General features: G+C 55.1%; 15 protein-coding genes. 8 read left to right on the top strand and 7 right to left on the bottom strand.

Annotation, left to right across the window (positions count from 1 at the left end; genetic code table 11):
• Positions 1-336: 336 nt before the first annotated feature.
• Positions 337-3660: a S8 family serine peptidase gene (locus GSF01_RS26490; RefSeq protein WP_159888277.1), complete on the bottom strand. Its 3324-nt coding sequence runs from the start codon at positions 3658-3660 to the stop codon at positions 337-339.
• Between the two features lie 209 nt (positions 3661-3869).
• On the opposite strand from GSF01_RS26490, the gene GSF01_RS26495 reads away from it, so the two are divergent.
• From GSF01_RS26495 to GSF01_RS26510, 4 genes are all read left to right on the top strand, one after another.
• Positions 3870-4505 (top strand): hypothetical protein, encoded by a 636-nt coding sequence (locus GSF01_RS26495; RefSeq protein WP_159888278.1) that lies wholly within the window; start codon positions 3870-3872, stop codon positions 4503-4505.
• Between the two features lie 191 nt (positions 4506-4696).
• Entirely contained in the window at positions 4697-4894 is a 198-nt protein-coding gene (locus tag GSF01_RS26500) for a hypothetical protein (protein WP_159888279.1), read from the top strand.
• 116 nt (positions 4895-5010) lie between these two features.
• The gene (locus GSF01_RS26505) at positions 5011-5625 is read left to right on the top strand and encodes a superoxide dismutase (RefSeq protein ID WP_159888280.1); all 615 of its coding nucleotides are present in this window, start codon (positions 5011-5013) and stop codon (positions 5623-5625) included.
• A 159-nt stretch (positions 5626-5784) separates the two neighbouring features.
• Complete coding sequence (locus GSF01_RS26510; protein ID WP_159888281.1) at positions 5785-6468, top strand: Crp/Fnr family transcriptional regulator; 684 nt, start codon at positions 5785-5787, stop codon at positions 6466-6468.
• A 92-nt stretch (positions 6469-6560) separates the two neighbouring features.
• On the opposite strand, the gene mutY is transcribed toward GSF01_RS26510, so the two are convergent.
• The gene (gene mutY / locus GSF01_RS26515) at positions 6561-7703 is read right to left on the bottom strand and encodes an A/G-specific adenine glycosylase (RefSeq protein WP_159888282.1); all 1143 of its coding nucleotides are present in this window, start codon (positions 7701-7703) and stop codon (positions 6561-6563) included.
• A 154-nt stretch (positions 7704-7857) separates the two neighbouring features.
• On the opposite strand from mutY, the gene GSF01_RS26520 reads away from it, so the two are divergent.
• Positions 7858-8493 (top strand): hypothetical protein, encoded by a 636-nt coding sequence (locus GSF01_RS26520; protein ID WP_159888283.1) that lies wholly within the window; start codon positions 7858-7860, stop codon positions 8491-8493.
• The gene (locus GSF01_RS26525) at positions 8490-8885 is read left to right on the top strand and encodes a c-type cytochrome (RefSeq protein WP_159888284.1); all 396 of its coding nucleotides are present in this window, start codon (positions 8490-8492) and stop codon (positions 8883-8885) included. Before GSF01_RS26520 ends, GSF01_RS26525 begins: the two co-directional genes overlap by 4 nt.
• A 46-nt stretch (positions 8886-8931) precedes the next feature.
• Here GSF01_RS26525 and acpS read toward each other — a convergent pair whose 3' ends face one another.
• From acpS to GSF01_RS30115, 5 genes are all read right to left on the bottom strand, one after another.
• Positions 8932-9387 carry a holo-ACP synthase gene (acpS, locus tag GSF01_RS26530; RefSeq protein WP_159888285.1) on the bottom strand — a complete coding sequence of 152 codons (456 nt, stop codon included), beginning with the start codon at positions 9385-9387 and terminating at the stop codon, positions 8932-8934.
• Positions 9388-9531: 144 nt separating this feature from the next.
• A complete protein-coding gene (gene nadE / locus GSF01_RS26535; protein ID WP_159888286.1) occupies positions 9532-10341 on the bottom strand; it encodes an ammonia-dependent NAD(+) synthetase in 810 nt (269 codons plus the stop codon).
• Positions 10342-10446: 105 nt separating this feature from the next.
• The gene (locus GSF01_RS26540; protein WP_159888287.1) at positions 10447-10881 is read right to left on the bottom strand and encodes a BrxA/BrxB family bacilliredoxin; all 435 of its coding nucleotides are present in this window, start codon (positions 10879-10881) and stop codon (positions 10447-10449) included.
• 150 nt (positions 10882-11031) lie between these two features.
• Complete coding sequence (locus GSF01_RS26545; protein ID WP_407945803.1) at positions 11032-11514, bottom strand: DUF3905 domain-containing protein; 483 nt, start codon at positions 11512-11514, stop codon at positions 11032-11034.
• A gap of 29 nt (positions 11515-11543) precedes the next feature.
• Positions 11544-11666, bottom strand: a complete 123-nt coding sequence (locus GSF01_RS30115; RefSeq protein ID WP_268893741.1) for a hypothetical protein — start codon at positions 11664-11666, stop codon at positions 11544-11546.
• Positions 11667-12380: 714 nt separating this feature from the next.
• Here GSF01_RS30115 and GSF01_RS26550 point away from each other — a divergent pair.
• Entirely contained in the window at positions 12381-13715 is a 1335-nt protein-coding gene (locus tag GSF01_RS26550; RefSeq protein ID WP_201305492.1) for a hemolysin family protein, read from the top strand.
• A 129-nt stretch (positions 13716-13844) separates the two neighbouring features.
• A complete protein-coding gene (locus GSF01_RS26555; protein WP_159888288.1) occupies positions 13845-15122 on the top strand; it encodes a BaiN/RdsA family NAD(P)/FAD-dependent oxidoreductase in 1278 nt (425 codons plus the stop codon).
• Positions 15123-15275: the final 153 nt, after the last annotated feature.

Raw genomic sequence — 15275 nt, forward strand, 5'->3', positions numbered from 1 at the left:
CTGCACTCTCCCCAACCACTCAAAATGGTAATTTAAAAAATACGACAAAACCTGCTATAATTCCTGCTTTACAATTAAAAAAAACTTCATTTTCTCAAATTTTTTTAATTCGTTCGTGAAAACGCTTAAAATTAAGCGTTTTCACGAACATTCGAATTGCTTTTTCCGTCAAAAAAATCCTTCGTTCTGTCGAACAAAAGACCGCCAATCCCTCTCTCGGTTCTTCCCGGGAAGCCCTGCTGGCGCCTATGCCCGTAAATCTCGACGGTCCCGGAATGCAGACAGGCATCCGGCTATAGGCCGGATGCCTGTCTGCATTCATCTTATGAATGTTCGTTACGGGAGCAGCAATCGATGGAGAATCATCATAACTTGCGCCCGGCTTGCGTGGTCCCGGGGAGCAAACGTCCCATCCGGATTCCCCTTCAGCAGACCGCCTGCCGCAGCTCGCCTGACCGCGTCCTGGGCCCAGGCGCTTATGGTCCCTGAGTCTATGAACGAGAGAGTCTCTTGGCCCGATGCTGCCGCCGCCGGCTCTCCCTCCGATGGATAGCGGGCATAGGCATTCATTAACATAACGGCCATCTGCTCGCGACTGACCGAGGCCTCCGGTTCGAAGGAAGATTCGCTGACCCCGCTGACGATACCCGCCGCATACGCGTGCGCGATCGAGTCCCGATACCAGCCATTCTTCGGCACGTCCCGGAACGGCAGCTCGGCTTCGGCCGGCTGGGAGGCGGCGAGTCCGAGGCTGCGCACGAGAAGCGCCGTGCACTGGGCGCGTGTCAGCGTATCGTCGGGAGCGAAGGTCGTATCGGTCATGCCGTCAGCGATCTGTCTGGCCGCCATTCGCTCGATGGCAGCCTGAGCCCAGTGACCTTGGATATCCTCGAAGGTCCGATTCCATTCCATGACGGCATACCGGGAAGCATGCGTTAACCGGAAGCTAACCCCGCTGTCTGCGAATTTCCCGCCCGCATACTGCCAGTCTTCGTTAGCCGGCTGGAAGACGTAAACGCCCGCTCGGCCCGGATCCCGGATCATCGTTTTGTCATAAGCAAATTCGATGGTAACCGGCAAGGCGAACCTGCTAATCTCCTCCTTCCCCGCGAGCAGCTTCAACTCGAAGATGGGTGAGGCCAATGTGGCGAAGGGAAGCTTGGTCCACGCTTGCTTACTGCTTTGCAAGGATAAGGTCATCGTCGAAGCCCCCGAGGGCAGCGGGGCCGCATGGGCAGGGATCGTGATCGTAGCAAGCTCCGAGGTTATAACAATCGGGGTGCCCAAGGAAGAGGCGCGCTCCCAGACCTCCCCGGGCAGCTCCACTTGATAACCGGATACTTTCCCAGCCCCCGTGTCCCGCACTTCGATGTGCAGCGGACGACCTCCGGCGGCGGCAAGCTTGCTCAACAGCTCATTCTTGTCAGGCTTCAGAATCAGCTCGCTGCCTTCCTCCACCACGGGGATTAGGGGTCCCAGTATGCTGCCGCCTGCTCCGCCGCCAGCACCTCCGCTTTGCGTAATCTTGAAGACGTAAGATACCGGCAGGCTCGCCACCTCATTTTTGACAGCGACCGCTGTGATGGTGGCATTCCCGTTCACCAGAAGGGGGCCGTTGTATTCCAGCGAATCCGAAGACAAGCGCGGCCACGGGGAAGAACCGTTGATCGTGTAATAGATTTTGGCCCCGGGCACCTCGCTCGTTAAGATCAGGCGCTGCCCGCCCGCATAGGTCCCGGTCTTTAAAGAAGAGATCGGTGCCGGCGGACGCTTCACGAAGACCGCGGTCGCGGAGGACACGATCCCCTCCGAGCTCCCGCTGCCGGAGACCTTCAAAGCCAGCTCGTAATACTCGTCGGCTGTTGCTGCCAGACCCGGCACGTGCAGTTCTCCGTATACCATATCCCGCACAGCTACGGAGGTGCTCCCGGCGTTGTTCACCGCAATTTGCAGCGGAGTGCTAACATCCTTGCGCGGCATACCTTTGTCATCCACAGCCCTTGCCTGCAGGCTATAGCTCAGCCGGCCTTGGGAAGAGGGTACGGGAACGGCTTCAATAACGAGCCGGGGCAGCGTAAGAGCTCGCCTGGCATTGGCCAGCCCCCCGCCGGTGTATAAGGCTTCAACCGCAGGGAGACTTGCATAGGATGGACGGGCGAGGGGAACGCGCTTAGCGCTGTCGCGCATAATGTTAAGCACTTCTTCCGGCGATAGCGCCGGATTTTGCGCCAGCAGCAGTCCGGCTATCCCCGCAACGAGAGGGGCCGAGAAGGAGGTTCCGTTTCCCTCTTCGTAGTATCGCGAATCCTTAAAGGCGGCCGAGGTGGTATACATCTCCGTGCCGGGGGCAACGAGCGTGATGGCCCCGATGTTGGAGAAGTCAGCCAGCGCCAGCGTGCCGTCGGAGAATTGCGTAACTGCGCCTACCGACAGGACGCCTTCCATATTCGCAGGAAATGAAGTCCAGACAAATTGTCGCTCCTGGTTAACGGTCTTATCCCAATCTCCACGCTCGCCATAGATCCAATGGTTGCTGTTATTGCCGCTTGCCGCCACCACCGTTACCTGATGCTCCAACGCATAGCTGATCGCTTCCCGGACGACGCGGATCTGGTCGGTCCCTGCCGTAGTCGCATCAATACCAAGGCTCATATTGATAATATTCGCGCCGTTTTTGACCGCCCAGTAGATGCCGTTCGCCAGCTTGTCGCTTGGAATGACATAGTCCTCCCGGCTAGCCCAATAGCCGACCCTCACAGGCAATATCTCCGCTACTTTACCGGCAACCCCGGCTATGCCGATGCTATTGTTGACGCTTGCCGCAATAATGCCCGCTACTTTGGTGCCATGACCGTAATGGTCACTGGAATCACGGGTTTGGCTGACGGCGTCAAAGCCCTCTAGCACCTGTCCGGCCAGATCGGGATGGTCCCCGTTCACGCCCGTATCCAGCACCGCAATCCGCACCTTGCGGCCGCCTTGCGGGGCCGGTACGTGCTTCCAGGCATAGGTCACCTCCGTCACGGTCAGCCCCCATTGCCTGAAGACATCGGGATCATTCACCGGAAACGCCGCAGGCTTCTCCTCTCCCGGGCCCTCCTTGTCCGGAGAGGCCGCGCCTCCACCGCTTGATGGAGCGCCGGGAGTATAGGGCGGCGTATCCCCCGACGATGCGGGTGGCTCCGGTACATAGGGAAGGTTCGGGACTCCCCCTGCCTCACGTTCTCCCGCAGACTCAAGTTCGCCCGTCGTATCCAGCAGACGGAATAAGTAGATGGGTTCGGCATATTCAACCTCGGGAGACGCCTGAAGCTCGTCAACCGCAGCAGCTACGCTTTGCTGCGCGCCCAGCTCCACCTTCTCGAACGGAGTGCCCTTCCCGCTACCGGGATCATCGGCATGTAAGGATCGCAAGGCTTTCGTTCCCGGCTCTTCCGGTTTTTCTTTATATTTAACAACCACCCTGCCTGGCAGTATGCTGCCATGGCCTGCAGGCGACTGATGTATGAATGTGTCGAATTCCGTCTGCGCCATCATAGAACTGCCTTCTGCGTAGGCCTGTCCCCTAGCCGGCCGTTCGCTTCCGGGTCCGCAGACGACGACCATGGCCAGAACCGCCGCCACCGCCCTTTTTATCCAGACCCATTGACTTTTTTTCATAGACTCTCCTCCCCGCTACGCACTCCTGCCGCGCAAATGGTTTCTAGTTTGAGTATAGGCGGCGTCTAGCAGAACCGCAACTTGAAGCCCGCCCTTTTGCTAGTTTTATAGAAAATTTTAGAATTGAGCTGCACGCGCGAAGCAACTATAGCTCGCATGCCAACGTATGTAAGGTATAGACTGACAGCGAATGGAGTGAACGCATACCGATGACTACAGAGAAAATCATAGAGAACGGCAAAGGAATGAAGCTGCTCGGCTTATTCGTAGCAGCCAGTCTGACCGCGACGGCAGGCTGCTCCGCCCCCTCCCAGATGCCCGCCGGCAGCCACGCCGTCGCAACGCCTCTCCCCCAGCAGACGGAGAGCAGAGTCCCTGTGGCATCCTCTCCTGCTCCCGCCGCCTCCGATGAAGGCATTCCTGTATCCTCGGCCGCAGACGTCCCCGAGGATTACTGCCTCGATGGGGACGGGGATGGCGACTGTGACGATGGAAGCGGCTCCGTTCATCATTCTGGCGGCGGGTTTTACTATATGGGCAATTCCAGGTACTATCCAAGGTCAGCATCCGCAGGAACAGCTATCACGCCAGTCCCCTCTTCTCCTCCTCTTGCAGCCGATTCGGCGGAGTCCAGCAGTCAGCAGCCGACGACCAGCGCGCGAAGCGGCACCTTTACGAAGCCTGGCGATACGGCCGCCCCATCGAACGGGGCAAACAGCTACAGCCCTTCAAACGGCGCTCCTGCAGGCAGCATGTCATCTTCCAGCGGCATATCCTCCGGTTCCGGCTCATCGGCTGGTCATGGAGGAATCGGAAGCTCCTCCTCTTTCTCCAGCGGAGGCTAACCTCACAAGGTTCGAGGCTGCCGTTTGAGAGCCTCACCTTTCCTTTCCTTGCCTCGCCTTGCCTCTAGCCTCCGGCGAATCGGGCGGTTCCAACGCCGAACCTGCTTCTCCCCTCTTTTTCTGCATAGAAACCGAGTCGACAGGCAACCCTAATCCGGTAAACCTTGGGAGAAGAAAGGAGGCTGATAGGCATGAGCCCAGAGGCAGGGAAATCGCCGGATATCATCCGCCGGATTCACGAGTTGAACGACTTGAAGACAAGCGAGTGGAGCCTTGATGAGCTGCGCTACCATCAAAGGGTTATGAGCGACTTGTCTCCATGGCTGAATGCGCAGGGCACGGCCATCCTGGGGCAAGTCATCCAGGAAATCGAGCAGCGGGATATTTGAATGGGAACCCGTCTTCTCTTTGTCACGAACACTTAATATACATAAACGTTGATTTTATATCATAAATCAGCGATAATGAACATGAAACTTTTAAATTCTAGGAGGTAGATTACAAGATGGCACATCAATTACCAGCACTGCCTTACGCTAACAACGCACTCGAGCCGCACATCGACGAAATGACTATGATGATTCACCATGATCGTCACCACAACGCATACGTCACGAACCTGAATGCTGCGCTGGAAGGCCATGCCGATCTGCAATCCAAAAGCATTGAAGAGTTGATCTCCGACCTGAACAGCGTACCGGAAGCTATCCGTACGGCCGTTCGCAACAATGGCGGCGGCCATGCGAACCACTCCCTCTTCTGGGAAACGATCGGCCCGAACGGCGGCGGCGCACCTAGCGGCAAGCTGGCTGACGCTATCCAAGCTGAGCTTGGCGGCTTCGATAAATTCAAAGAAGATTTCGCTAAAGCGGGCGCAACGCGCTTCGGTTCCGGCTGGGCGTTCCTTGCTGTAACCAAAGAAGGCAAATTAAAAGTATACAGCCTGCCTAACCAGGACAGCCCTATCATGGAAGGCGAAACGCCGATCCTCGGTCTGGACGTATGGGAGCATGCTTATTACCTGAAATATCAAAACAAACGCCCGGATTACATCGCTGCTTTCTGGAACGTTGTGAACTGGGAAGAAGTCGGCAAGCGTTACGAAGCTGCTGTTAAGTAATCTCAGCCTTCAGCACGAAAAAGACATGGCCTGCGGATATTCCGCGGGCCATGTCTTTTTTCAGTCTTCAAGGACTGAAGATGCATTGGCAAGTGATGACAATAACGATATACTCTACATATATCAATCACAATGCTAGTTTCGGAAAGAGTGAAGCTCATGAACAAGTTGATTCCTCTCCTGCAGCATGTCCCCTTGTTCCAGGATTTGACGGAGGCGGAACTCGAAGCCATCGCTCCGCTGTTCGTCGAACGCAAGTACAAAAAGGGCACGATATTGTTCTTCGAAGGGGATACGGGTGACGAATTTTTCTTAATTCAAAGCGGTGTGGTCAAGGTGTACCGGATTGATAATGCCAAAGAAATCATCCTTTCTCTGTTTCACGAAGGAGACTTTTTTGGCGAGATGGCCTTAATCCAGAAAGGACTGCAGCGGTCGGCCACAGCGGAAACGCTCGACAACTGCTCCATCTTCACCCTGGTCCGCTCTGAATTCCAAGCCTTCATGGAACGCAGCCCCAAGATTTGCCTTCGCTTGATGGAAACCACCATGGAACGACTACGCAAAGCTAATGAACAAATCTACGACCTCACCTTTCTGGACGTTCGATCCCGGATTATCAAGACGATTTTCCGTCTGTCGGAGGAATACGGCCAGAGCAAATCAACCGGCACGCTCATCAATATGAAGCTCACTCATCAGCAGCTCGCCAACCTGGTCGGCACCGTACGGGAGTCGGTTACGAAGGTGCTGCAGGAGCTGCAGGAGGATAACATCATCACGATCAACAAGAAGTTTATCTCCGTCAAAGATGCGGAAGCCCTGAAGAAAATGATTTATTAAACCTGCCGGGCTGCTGCAACGGCTCGAACCCCCGTATTCCGCTCCTACAAGCGAATTACGGGGGTTCGACGTTAATGAGGCTGTTTAGGCATCTACGGGGACACAGCTGCCTTACTCTCGAAATAGGCATCTAGTATGCGGATGAACACGTTCGGGAAAGCATGATCCTCCCTGTCGTCAGGTCCGATCCAGCGGTAATGGGAGGGCAGCAGCCCTGTTCCGGAGGCTGATGATAAGCTGAGCGCCTCCGGCTTGGCCGTAAATACGTCCATCGTCCACCGGATATGGCTGAACGTATGCTCCGCCTGCATCAGCCAAGTCAATCCGCTGATTCCTATGCCATCGCCAGCGACATGGGCGGCCAATGCGCCGTGCGCCGAGGGAAGCCCCTCCGCGCCTGATGCCGAACCTTCCGGCAGCGCTGCATGCGGCAGCTCCCACATGCGGGCGAGCAAGCCCTCGGCAGGACGCTGCCGGATGAGCAGCTTCCCGGCATGCTCACCCACTCCCTCAAGCAGCAGAGCCGCACGCGCTTCCGGGCGCGGCGGCTTGGCCTTCGTCTTCACAGGCAAAGTCTCCTCGCGTCCGGCTGCGCGACCGTCGCAGCAAGCCATGACCGGACAGGTCAAACAATGAGGAGACTTTGGCGTACAGACGAGTGCGCCAAGCTCCATCAGCGCCTGATTGAAATCGCTGGCCTCTCCCTCCGGGATAAGCTCCTTTGCCAAGCTTTCCATCTTCAAGCGGGTCCTCGGCTTCATGATATCGTCTTCGAGCAGAAAGTAGCGCGACAACACACGCATCACATTTCCATCGACCGCAGGCTCCGGCTTGTCGTATGCGATGCTGAGGATAGCTCCTGTCGTATAGGGACCTACCCCCTTGAGTGCCGATACCGCTTCCTTCGAGTCCGGCACGACGCCCCCGTAACGCTCGTGCACCTCGCGGACGGCGCTTTGCAGGTTGCGGGCACGCGAATAGTAGCCGAGTCCTTCCCAAGCCTTGAGCACTTCATCCTCCGGCGCCTCCGCCAGCGCCCGAACCGTCGGGAATTTATCTATAAACCGGTGAAAGTAAGGGATTACCGTATCCACCCGGGTTTGCTGCAGCATAATTTCGGATACCCAGATAAAATAAGGATTCCGGCTGCGCCGCCAAGGCAAGTCCCGCTTGTGTCGGCGGTACCAGGCTAACAGCTCGGAGGAAAAATAACGTTGTTGTTCGATCCGTTCCATGATGTCTCCTTTGCCTGGGCAGAACTGGCTGCCCCGTTTCTACTCTATTTATTATAGGCTATTCAAGAGCTTCCGTCACCGGCCTGCAGGTTTGACTTGGACGCCCGGAATGTGTACGCTCAAAGCATAACAAAAAAAAAGCGAGGTGCCGGCCATGGAGCAAGCCGACTTCTCTAAGCGCCTGCCATCCGCGGCAGAAGGTCCGGAGGGCCTGACTGCCCCTGACCGCGTCCAAGCGAGATCGGCGGCGGGCAAGTATGCCGTTTATTTGCATGTATGGGGCTTAGCCCTGATGATTTCCGCTATATATGCGTTTCTCGGTCAATTTAAGACGCTGCCGTTTCCCACTGTTTTCATTTCAGTGGCCGGCTGGGCTGCCGTTGCTATCGTCTGGTATCGAAGAAGAGCCGCAGGCCGGCCCGCCAATGTCGTACAAGGTGAGGCGGAGCCCTCCGAGTCCGCGCTGCTGACCAGAAACCTTGGCGCTGTGGCGATCTGCGTTGTCGCTTGCGTCGGACTCTTGTTCGTTCTCATCCGTATAGGCACGCTTCACCCGCTCAACGGATACATCGGCAAAGGCCTGCTAATCGCGGCCTTCTATGCCCAGCTCAGCCGTTCGCTCGGCATGCCGCTAGCGCTTCTTGCTGCTTGGCAGTTCGTGCTTACTTTCCTTGTCGGCTGGTCCTATCTGGGCTTCGCTCCCGTCTTGATCGACGGGTTCGGGGGAGCAGGCTTAGTCGCCTTGGCATTCATGATTCAACTCTGGAACAGGGGGAGGAGCTCTACATGAGGAATTGGAAGTTTACGTTGAAAACGAAGGCTGTCGCGGGTCTTGCGCTTGCCTCGTTGATGCTGCTGGCGGCATGCGCCGCCAAGGACGGACCTGAACCGTTCGGAGGCGGCAAAGCCTCCGAAAACACGATGACGGCCGAGGAAGCAATGGCCGGAGCCTCCAGCGAGGTACAATCGCTGTACAAGCAATCCTGCCTATCCTGCCACGCCAGCAATCTGGAGGGCCGGGTAGGACCGAAGACGAACCTCCAGCATATTGGGGCGCGCATGGAGAAGGAACAGATCGTTAAGCAAATCGAAGCCGGCGGCAACGGCATGCCCGGCTTTCAGGGCAAGCTGAAGCCTGAAGAAATCGGAGCGTTATCCGACTGGCTCGCCGGTCTGAAGTAATCCGAGGAACGGGCGCCCTGTACAGAATGTCTTTGCTAGGGGTTTGTTAGCCCCTGGCAGAAGACGTCTGGCTACTATCTGAGCCAGAACCGAGTTTTTCCGCTACGGCATGTGCCATGGCCATCGTCTCATTATGGGTAATCGTCAAATGAATAACGACTCCGCCGCTATCATCGGTATCCGAGTCTGCCCCGCGCAGCCCCAGGCGTTGCCAGGCCGCTTCGCTGAGGCGGCATACCGGCTTCCCCTGCGTATCCGGAAGCACCTCGATATCCTGGAGAGACACCAGCTTCCCGATCCCGCAGCCCAGCGCTTTGACCACAGCTTCCTTCGCTGCAAATCTGCCTGCGGTAAACTCCGCTAGTCTTCCTTGCCTTTTCTCGGCCAGCTTTCGCTCGGCAGGCGTCAGCACCCGCTCCAAAAAACGGGATCCCGTCGTCTGCTCCAAAATATGCCGGACTCTCCCAATCTCCAGCAGATCCGAACCTATTCCCACAATCATCGTTCATCCTCACCTTCGCAACATTTCGGCTTCCCGTTACCTTCCATGTACGCCTGCATCCGCATAGACCTCCTTGCACAAATAACCACCGCACCGCGGGGTGACCCGCAGCAGCACGGTGGTTATCGCTCGTAGAGCCTTTACCTAGATACCGGGTATGCTGGCGCGCTTGTGCTCGGTTTTGAGATACTGCTTCTCCAGCTTTTCCCTGGCCTCGTCCGAGATGGTTTTCCCCTCCAGGTAATCGTTGTTATCGCCGTAGCTAACGCCCAGCTCCTGCTCGTCCGTCTGGCCTTCCCATAGGCCCGCCGTTGGCACCTTGTCAATCACGCTCTTCGGCACACCCAGCCTTTCCGCCAATTGCCCTACCTGCCGCTTGTTGAGTGTGCTAAGCGGTGTAAGATCGACAGCTCCATCGCCATACTTGGTATAAAAACCGGTGAGCGATTCCGAGGAATGATCCGTTCCGACCACAAGGAGATTCAATTCGAAGGCAAGCGCATATTGAACGACCATCCTCGTTCTGGCTTTCACGTTACCCTTGCCGCCACGGCTCAGATGCTTGTGGACGCCGATCGACTTCAGTCCGTATTCGGCTTCCAGCGCAATCTCGTTAACAGCCTCTTCGATATTGGTCTCCACACGGTACTTCAGGTCAAAAGCCTCTGCCACCGCATAGCTATCCGCGATATCCGACTGCTGTCCGTACGGCTGAAAGACGCCAACCGTTTTGAATTCGCGGCCTTTCTCCTCCGTCAGCTCATCCGTAGCCCGCTTGCACAGCCCAGCCACCACCGCGCTGTCGAGCCCCCCGCTAATAGCGATCAACAGACCGTCTACCCCTGCTTTGTTTACATATTCTTTTAGAAAATCCACCCGTTTGCGGATCTCGGCATCCACATCGATGTGCGGCTTTACGCCGAGCTTGGCGATAATATCCTGCTGCAGACTCATGGGTAAGCACGCCTCCTTCTACCATTGTCGAAACCTTTACACCAATTATACCAAAAACTCCCGTCCCTGTCGCTGAGAGCGGAGGGAGGGGAGTTTCAGCGATACTTATTTGCAGTACGTTTCGAACGCGCCGATCAAGTCATTCGCGATCATCTCAGCCGAGCGGTCCTCAATCTGGTGACGCTGGATGAAATGCACAAGCTGGCCGTCCTTGACCAAAGCAATGGACGGAGACGACGGCGGATAAGGGGCGAAGTACTCGCGCGCCTTGGCCGTTGCTTCTTTATCCTGTCCTGCGAAAACCGTGTACAGCTGATCAGGCTTCACTTCATTCTGCAGAGCTTTGGCAACGCCGGGACGGCATTGGCCCGCTGCACAGCCGCATACCGAGTTGACGACGATAAGAGCGGTCCCTTTGTGGTTATCCAAAACACCTGCGACTTCCTCGGGGGTACGAAGCTCTTGCACGCCGATCCGCGTCAGTTCGTCACGCATCGGTTGAACCATATCTTTCATATAAGATTCAAATGACATGGACATAGAGTCTCACTCCTTTATGAACATAAGAGTTTATAAACGATCATATGTCCTCATTATACCCGCGAAGCCTCGTGAAAGCAAAGACCGCTTTATCGGACTAAGCCATCCTGATCGGGCAATCGCAAGCCGTTTCTCGGGACGCGCAGACGGCTATTCTTCACGTTGTAGAGCTTTCCGGTCTTGCCCATCGCTTTTGCCGCTCTGGAATACGTCATAGGCCGTATCTTTATCGGCATGCTGGAAGGGGTACCCTTGCGGAGGGATGCCCTCCTCGAACCATTCGCGGTTTTCTTCAGTCTGAAAACCTACATCCTTGTAAGGATGTACCCACTCATCGCCCGACATGATCTCCGGGTCCGTTTCTTTGCTCCATAGCTCCAGCGGGGACCCGGGAGACTGATACTCATGGTCTCCGATGAGTACCCCATGCTCGTTGATGAAAGCTTCGCGCGGCCCGCGGCCGGATTTGAATTCTTCGCGAAAATCAATTTCAAAAGGGTCCAGCTCGGGATCGTTCTTACGGTTGTAAGAAATATCAGTGAAGACTCTCACGTAGGACTCTTTATTGTCGCTGTCGCTGTCGCTGTCCCTATCCCTGTTGCTGTCCGGATTCGATTGAAAGCTCCGCGGCACTTTGCTTCCTCCTTACTTTAGGCTCCGGCTTACACCGAAGGACGATTCGGACCGTTCAGCTTCTTGTCCCCAGGCGCCGTTTCTTGAGGGGATTGCTCGGATGCTTGCTTGATTTGTTCCTTTGAGCTGCCTTTATCCATGCGGTTCTTCATCGTATCCCTCCTTCTTTTTAGTTAATATGCTTGGATAGGCAGCTCCTCATTCAGGATAGCAGCTGCAGAAATTGGAAACGAAGGCCAGAGCGAGCTGGCAATCGATTATGTATATATGCCTACACGCAAAAATAGACCTCGAACGGCTCCACGGCTCCGTACAAAGTCTATTTGTTGTTACTCTTATCCTGCTTGCAACTAAAACAACGAAAGCCCTGCCTCTCTTCCATCCTTGCGGCTCCGAAGACCGCGCCAGTGTGAATCAGTTAAACCGCCATGTAGCATCTACTTACATTCCTATAATTCTTGAGACTTGTCGGATCAGCGTGTGGGAAAACGACATCTGAAAGCTGAGGAATTCATGCATTATGGAGGAAATATAGAGGATAATAAGATTCATCTATTGTACCCGTTTTTCTTTGGAAAAGCAACCCTTTCCTTCTCTTTGCTCCCTATCCGCCTCTCTTTTAAACAAGCTTATCCCCGTTTTTCCTTGTATTTGCGCAAATTCGCGATCATTTGATCAAATTCCGCCAATAGTCAGGGAAAGCAGCCCCCCAGCACCCCTAACATGCCCCTAGTGCCCCTGTACGAGGTTTGAGCCCCCCCTCCGGTTTCGATATAATACAGAGTAAGGCTGTATATTTAGCTTCATACTAATTCGGTTTACCAAGGAGGTGTACCTATCCGCCTCACGCAGGGGATAGGGAATGATTGAGTAGTGACCCGTTACCTTTATTGATTAACGCGGTTTTGATTCTTGTTTTAGTGCTGCTGAACGGTTTTTTTGTAGCTGCCGAGTTTGCCTTCGTCAAAGTAAGGAATTCGCGGATTGATACACTCGCTCAAAGCGGCAATATGAGCGCCCGTTTTGCTCAGAAGATTACCGGTAATATCAACGCTTATCTTTCTGCCTGCCAACTAGGAATTACTTTGACCTCGCTCGTACTCGGTTGGGTCGGAGAACCGACCATATCCAAGGTGATGGAGCCTATATTGAAGGATTGGCTGCAGCTCAGCCCCGCTGTAGTGCATATTATTTCATTCCTTATCGCTTTCAGCCTGATTACCGCCTTCCATATTACGCTCGGCGAGCAATTTCCCAAAACTTATGCAATCCGGCAGTCGGAGAAAGTCACATTGTGGACCGCCGCGCCGATGATTATTTTCTACAAGCTGATGTACCCGTTCATCTGGGTGCTAAACGGCGTGTCCAACTGGATGCTGCGCCTTGTCGGTATTGAGCCTACTCATGAACACGAGTCCGCACATACCGAAGACGAAATTCGCGTCCTGATGAAAGAAAGTCACAAGAGCGGCTTTATCGACAACACAGAGCTTACTCTTTTCGACAATATATTTGAATTCGCAGAGACGAATGCCCGCGAGATTATGATCCCCCGCACCGAGATGGGCTGCCTCTATGCCAATCTGTCGTATGCGGAAAATCTGGATATCGCGCTTAACGAGATGCGTACCCGCTATCCCGTTTGCGATCCGGACAAAGACAATATCGTCGGCTTCTTACACATTAAGGACTTGATGAAAGCGCGCGGCAAGCTATCCGATATCCGCACCATCATGCGTCCTATTACGAAGGTTCCCGACTCGATGCCGATCAGCAACCTGCTCAAGCTGATGCAGCGTAAGAAGTCTCAGATTGCTTTGCTCATCGATGAGTACGGCGGAACGGCAGGCATGGTTACCATCGAGGACATTCTGGAGGAAATCGTAGGCGAGATTCAGGACGAATTCGACCCGGATCAACGGCCAAGCGTCGAGAAGCGCGATGAACATACCTTCTCGATCGACGGCCGGATGTTAATTGACGAAGTCAATGATCAATTCGGTCTGGAGCTGCAGTCCGAGGACTATGATACGATCGGCGGCTGGATTTATTCCCAGGTTGAAATTCCGCCCAAACGTGGACAATCCGTCATGTACGACGATGCCTATGAGTTCATTATTGAAGAAACCGATGACTTGCGTATCTCAAGACTGACGGTTCGCAACCTGCAAGTTCAAAACAGCGAGCCGCAGACAGCCTAAGCCATCGCATAGCTTCAATCAAGCTCCCCCTCTCCAAGAGGCCGTCCCAAGCAGCCCCCAAGCTGCTTGGGACGGCCTCTTGACTCGTGTATAATGGAGGCACATAACCAGCTAGCTAGGAGGCTTTGCATGTTCTATGATGTGATCGTCGTCGGAGGGGGCCCCTCCGGCTTGATGGCCTGTATCGCGGCCAGCTCCCGCGGAGCCCGCGTGCTGCTGATCGACAAAGGTGATAAGCTGGGGCGCAAGCTCGGCATCTCGGGTGGCGGGCGCTGCAATGTGACGAACAACAAGGATACGGAGGAATTGATCAAGCATATTCCCGGAAACGGCCGATTCTTGTACAGCGCCTTCGCTCATTTCAACAATCAGGATATCATTCGTTTCTTCGAGGACATGGGTATTAAGCTGAAGGAAGAGGATCGCGGGCGTATGTTCCCTGTGTCCGACAAAGCCAAGACAGTCGTCGAGGCGCTGATCAACCGCGCACGCGAGCAGGGCGTACAGATGCGGGTGAACAGCCCGGTCGAGCACATCCGGTACGAGGGTGAGCGAGTGGCCGGGGTAAAGCTGCGTTCCGGCGACATCGTTCAAGCCGCCTGCGTAATCGTGGCCACGGGCGGTAAATCGGTGCCTCATACCGGCTCCACCGGCGACGGCTACCCTTGGGCCGAGGCAGCGGGACATACGATCACGGAGCTGTATCCTACTGAAGTCCCCCTTGTCTCCCGCGAAGCGTTCATTCAAAGCAAGGAGCTGCAGGGGTTGTCCCTGCGGGGCATTCATGTGTCTGTCTGGAACCCGAAGGGCAAGAAGGTCGTCGAGCATGAAGGCGATCTGCTCTTCACTCACTTCGGAGTTTCCGGACCCGCCGCTTTACGCTGCAGCCAGTTCGTCGTCAAGCTTAAGAAGCAGTTCGAGACGCCTACCGTGAAGATTACGCTCGATCTGTTCCCCGAACAAAGCGTGGACGAGCTGTTCGCGGCCACGATGAAGCTCGCGGAGAACGAACCGAAGAAGGCGATCAAGAATGTATTGAAGGGCTTCATCCAGGAGCGTATGATCCCTATTCTGCTCAAGAAGGCCGAGCTTCGCGAGGACACGACGTACGACAACATTCCCAAGCAGCCCTGGCTGCAGCTTGCAGCTCTGCTCAAGGCTTTTCCTATCCAAATCTCGGGGACCTTGTCCATCGAAGAAGCGTTCGTCACCGGAGGCGGCGTACATCTGAAGGAAATCGATCCGAAAACGATGATGTCCAAGCGCAAGAACGGCCTTTTCTTCTGCGGCGAGATTCTCGATATTCATGGGTATACCGGCGGCTATAATATTACGGCGGCGTTTACGACTGGGTATACGGCTGGACTGCATGCTGCTGCGGTAGCGGTTGATTTGAAGAGTTCCTGATCAGAGACAGCAATTCCACAGCTAATTTGACAAAGAGGCCCGCATAAGCGAGCCTCTTTGTAGTCTCGGGGGAGAGTCTTGGATCGGATAATCGACCACATCGATGAAAAAAAACCTGCATTTTCCCGAAAATCTCAGGAAAACGCAGGCTCA

The sequence above is a fragment of the Paenibacillus puerhi genome, from assembly GCF_009846885.1.
GTDB lineage: Bacteria > Bacillota > Bacilli > Paenibacillales > NBRC-103111 > Paenibacillus_G > Paenibacillus_G puerhi.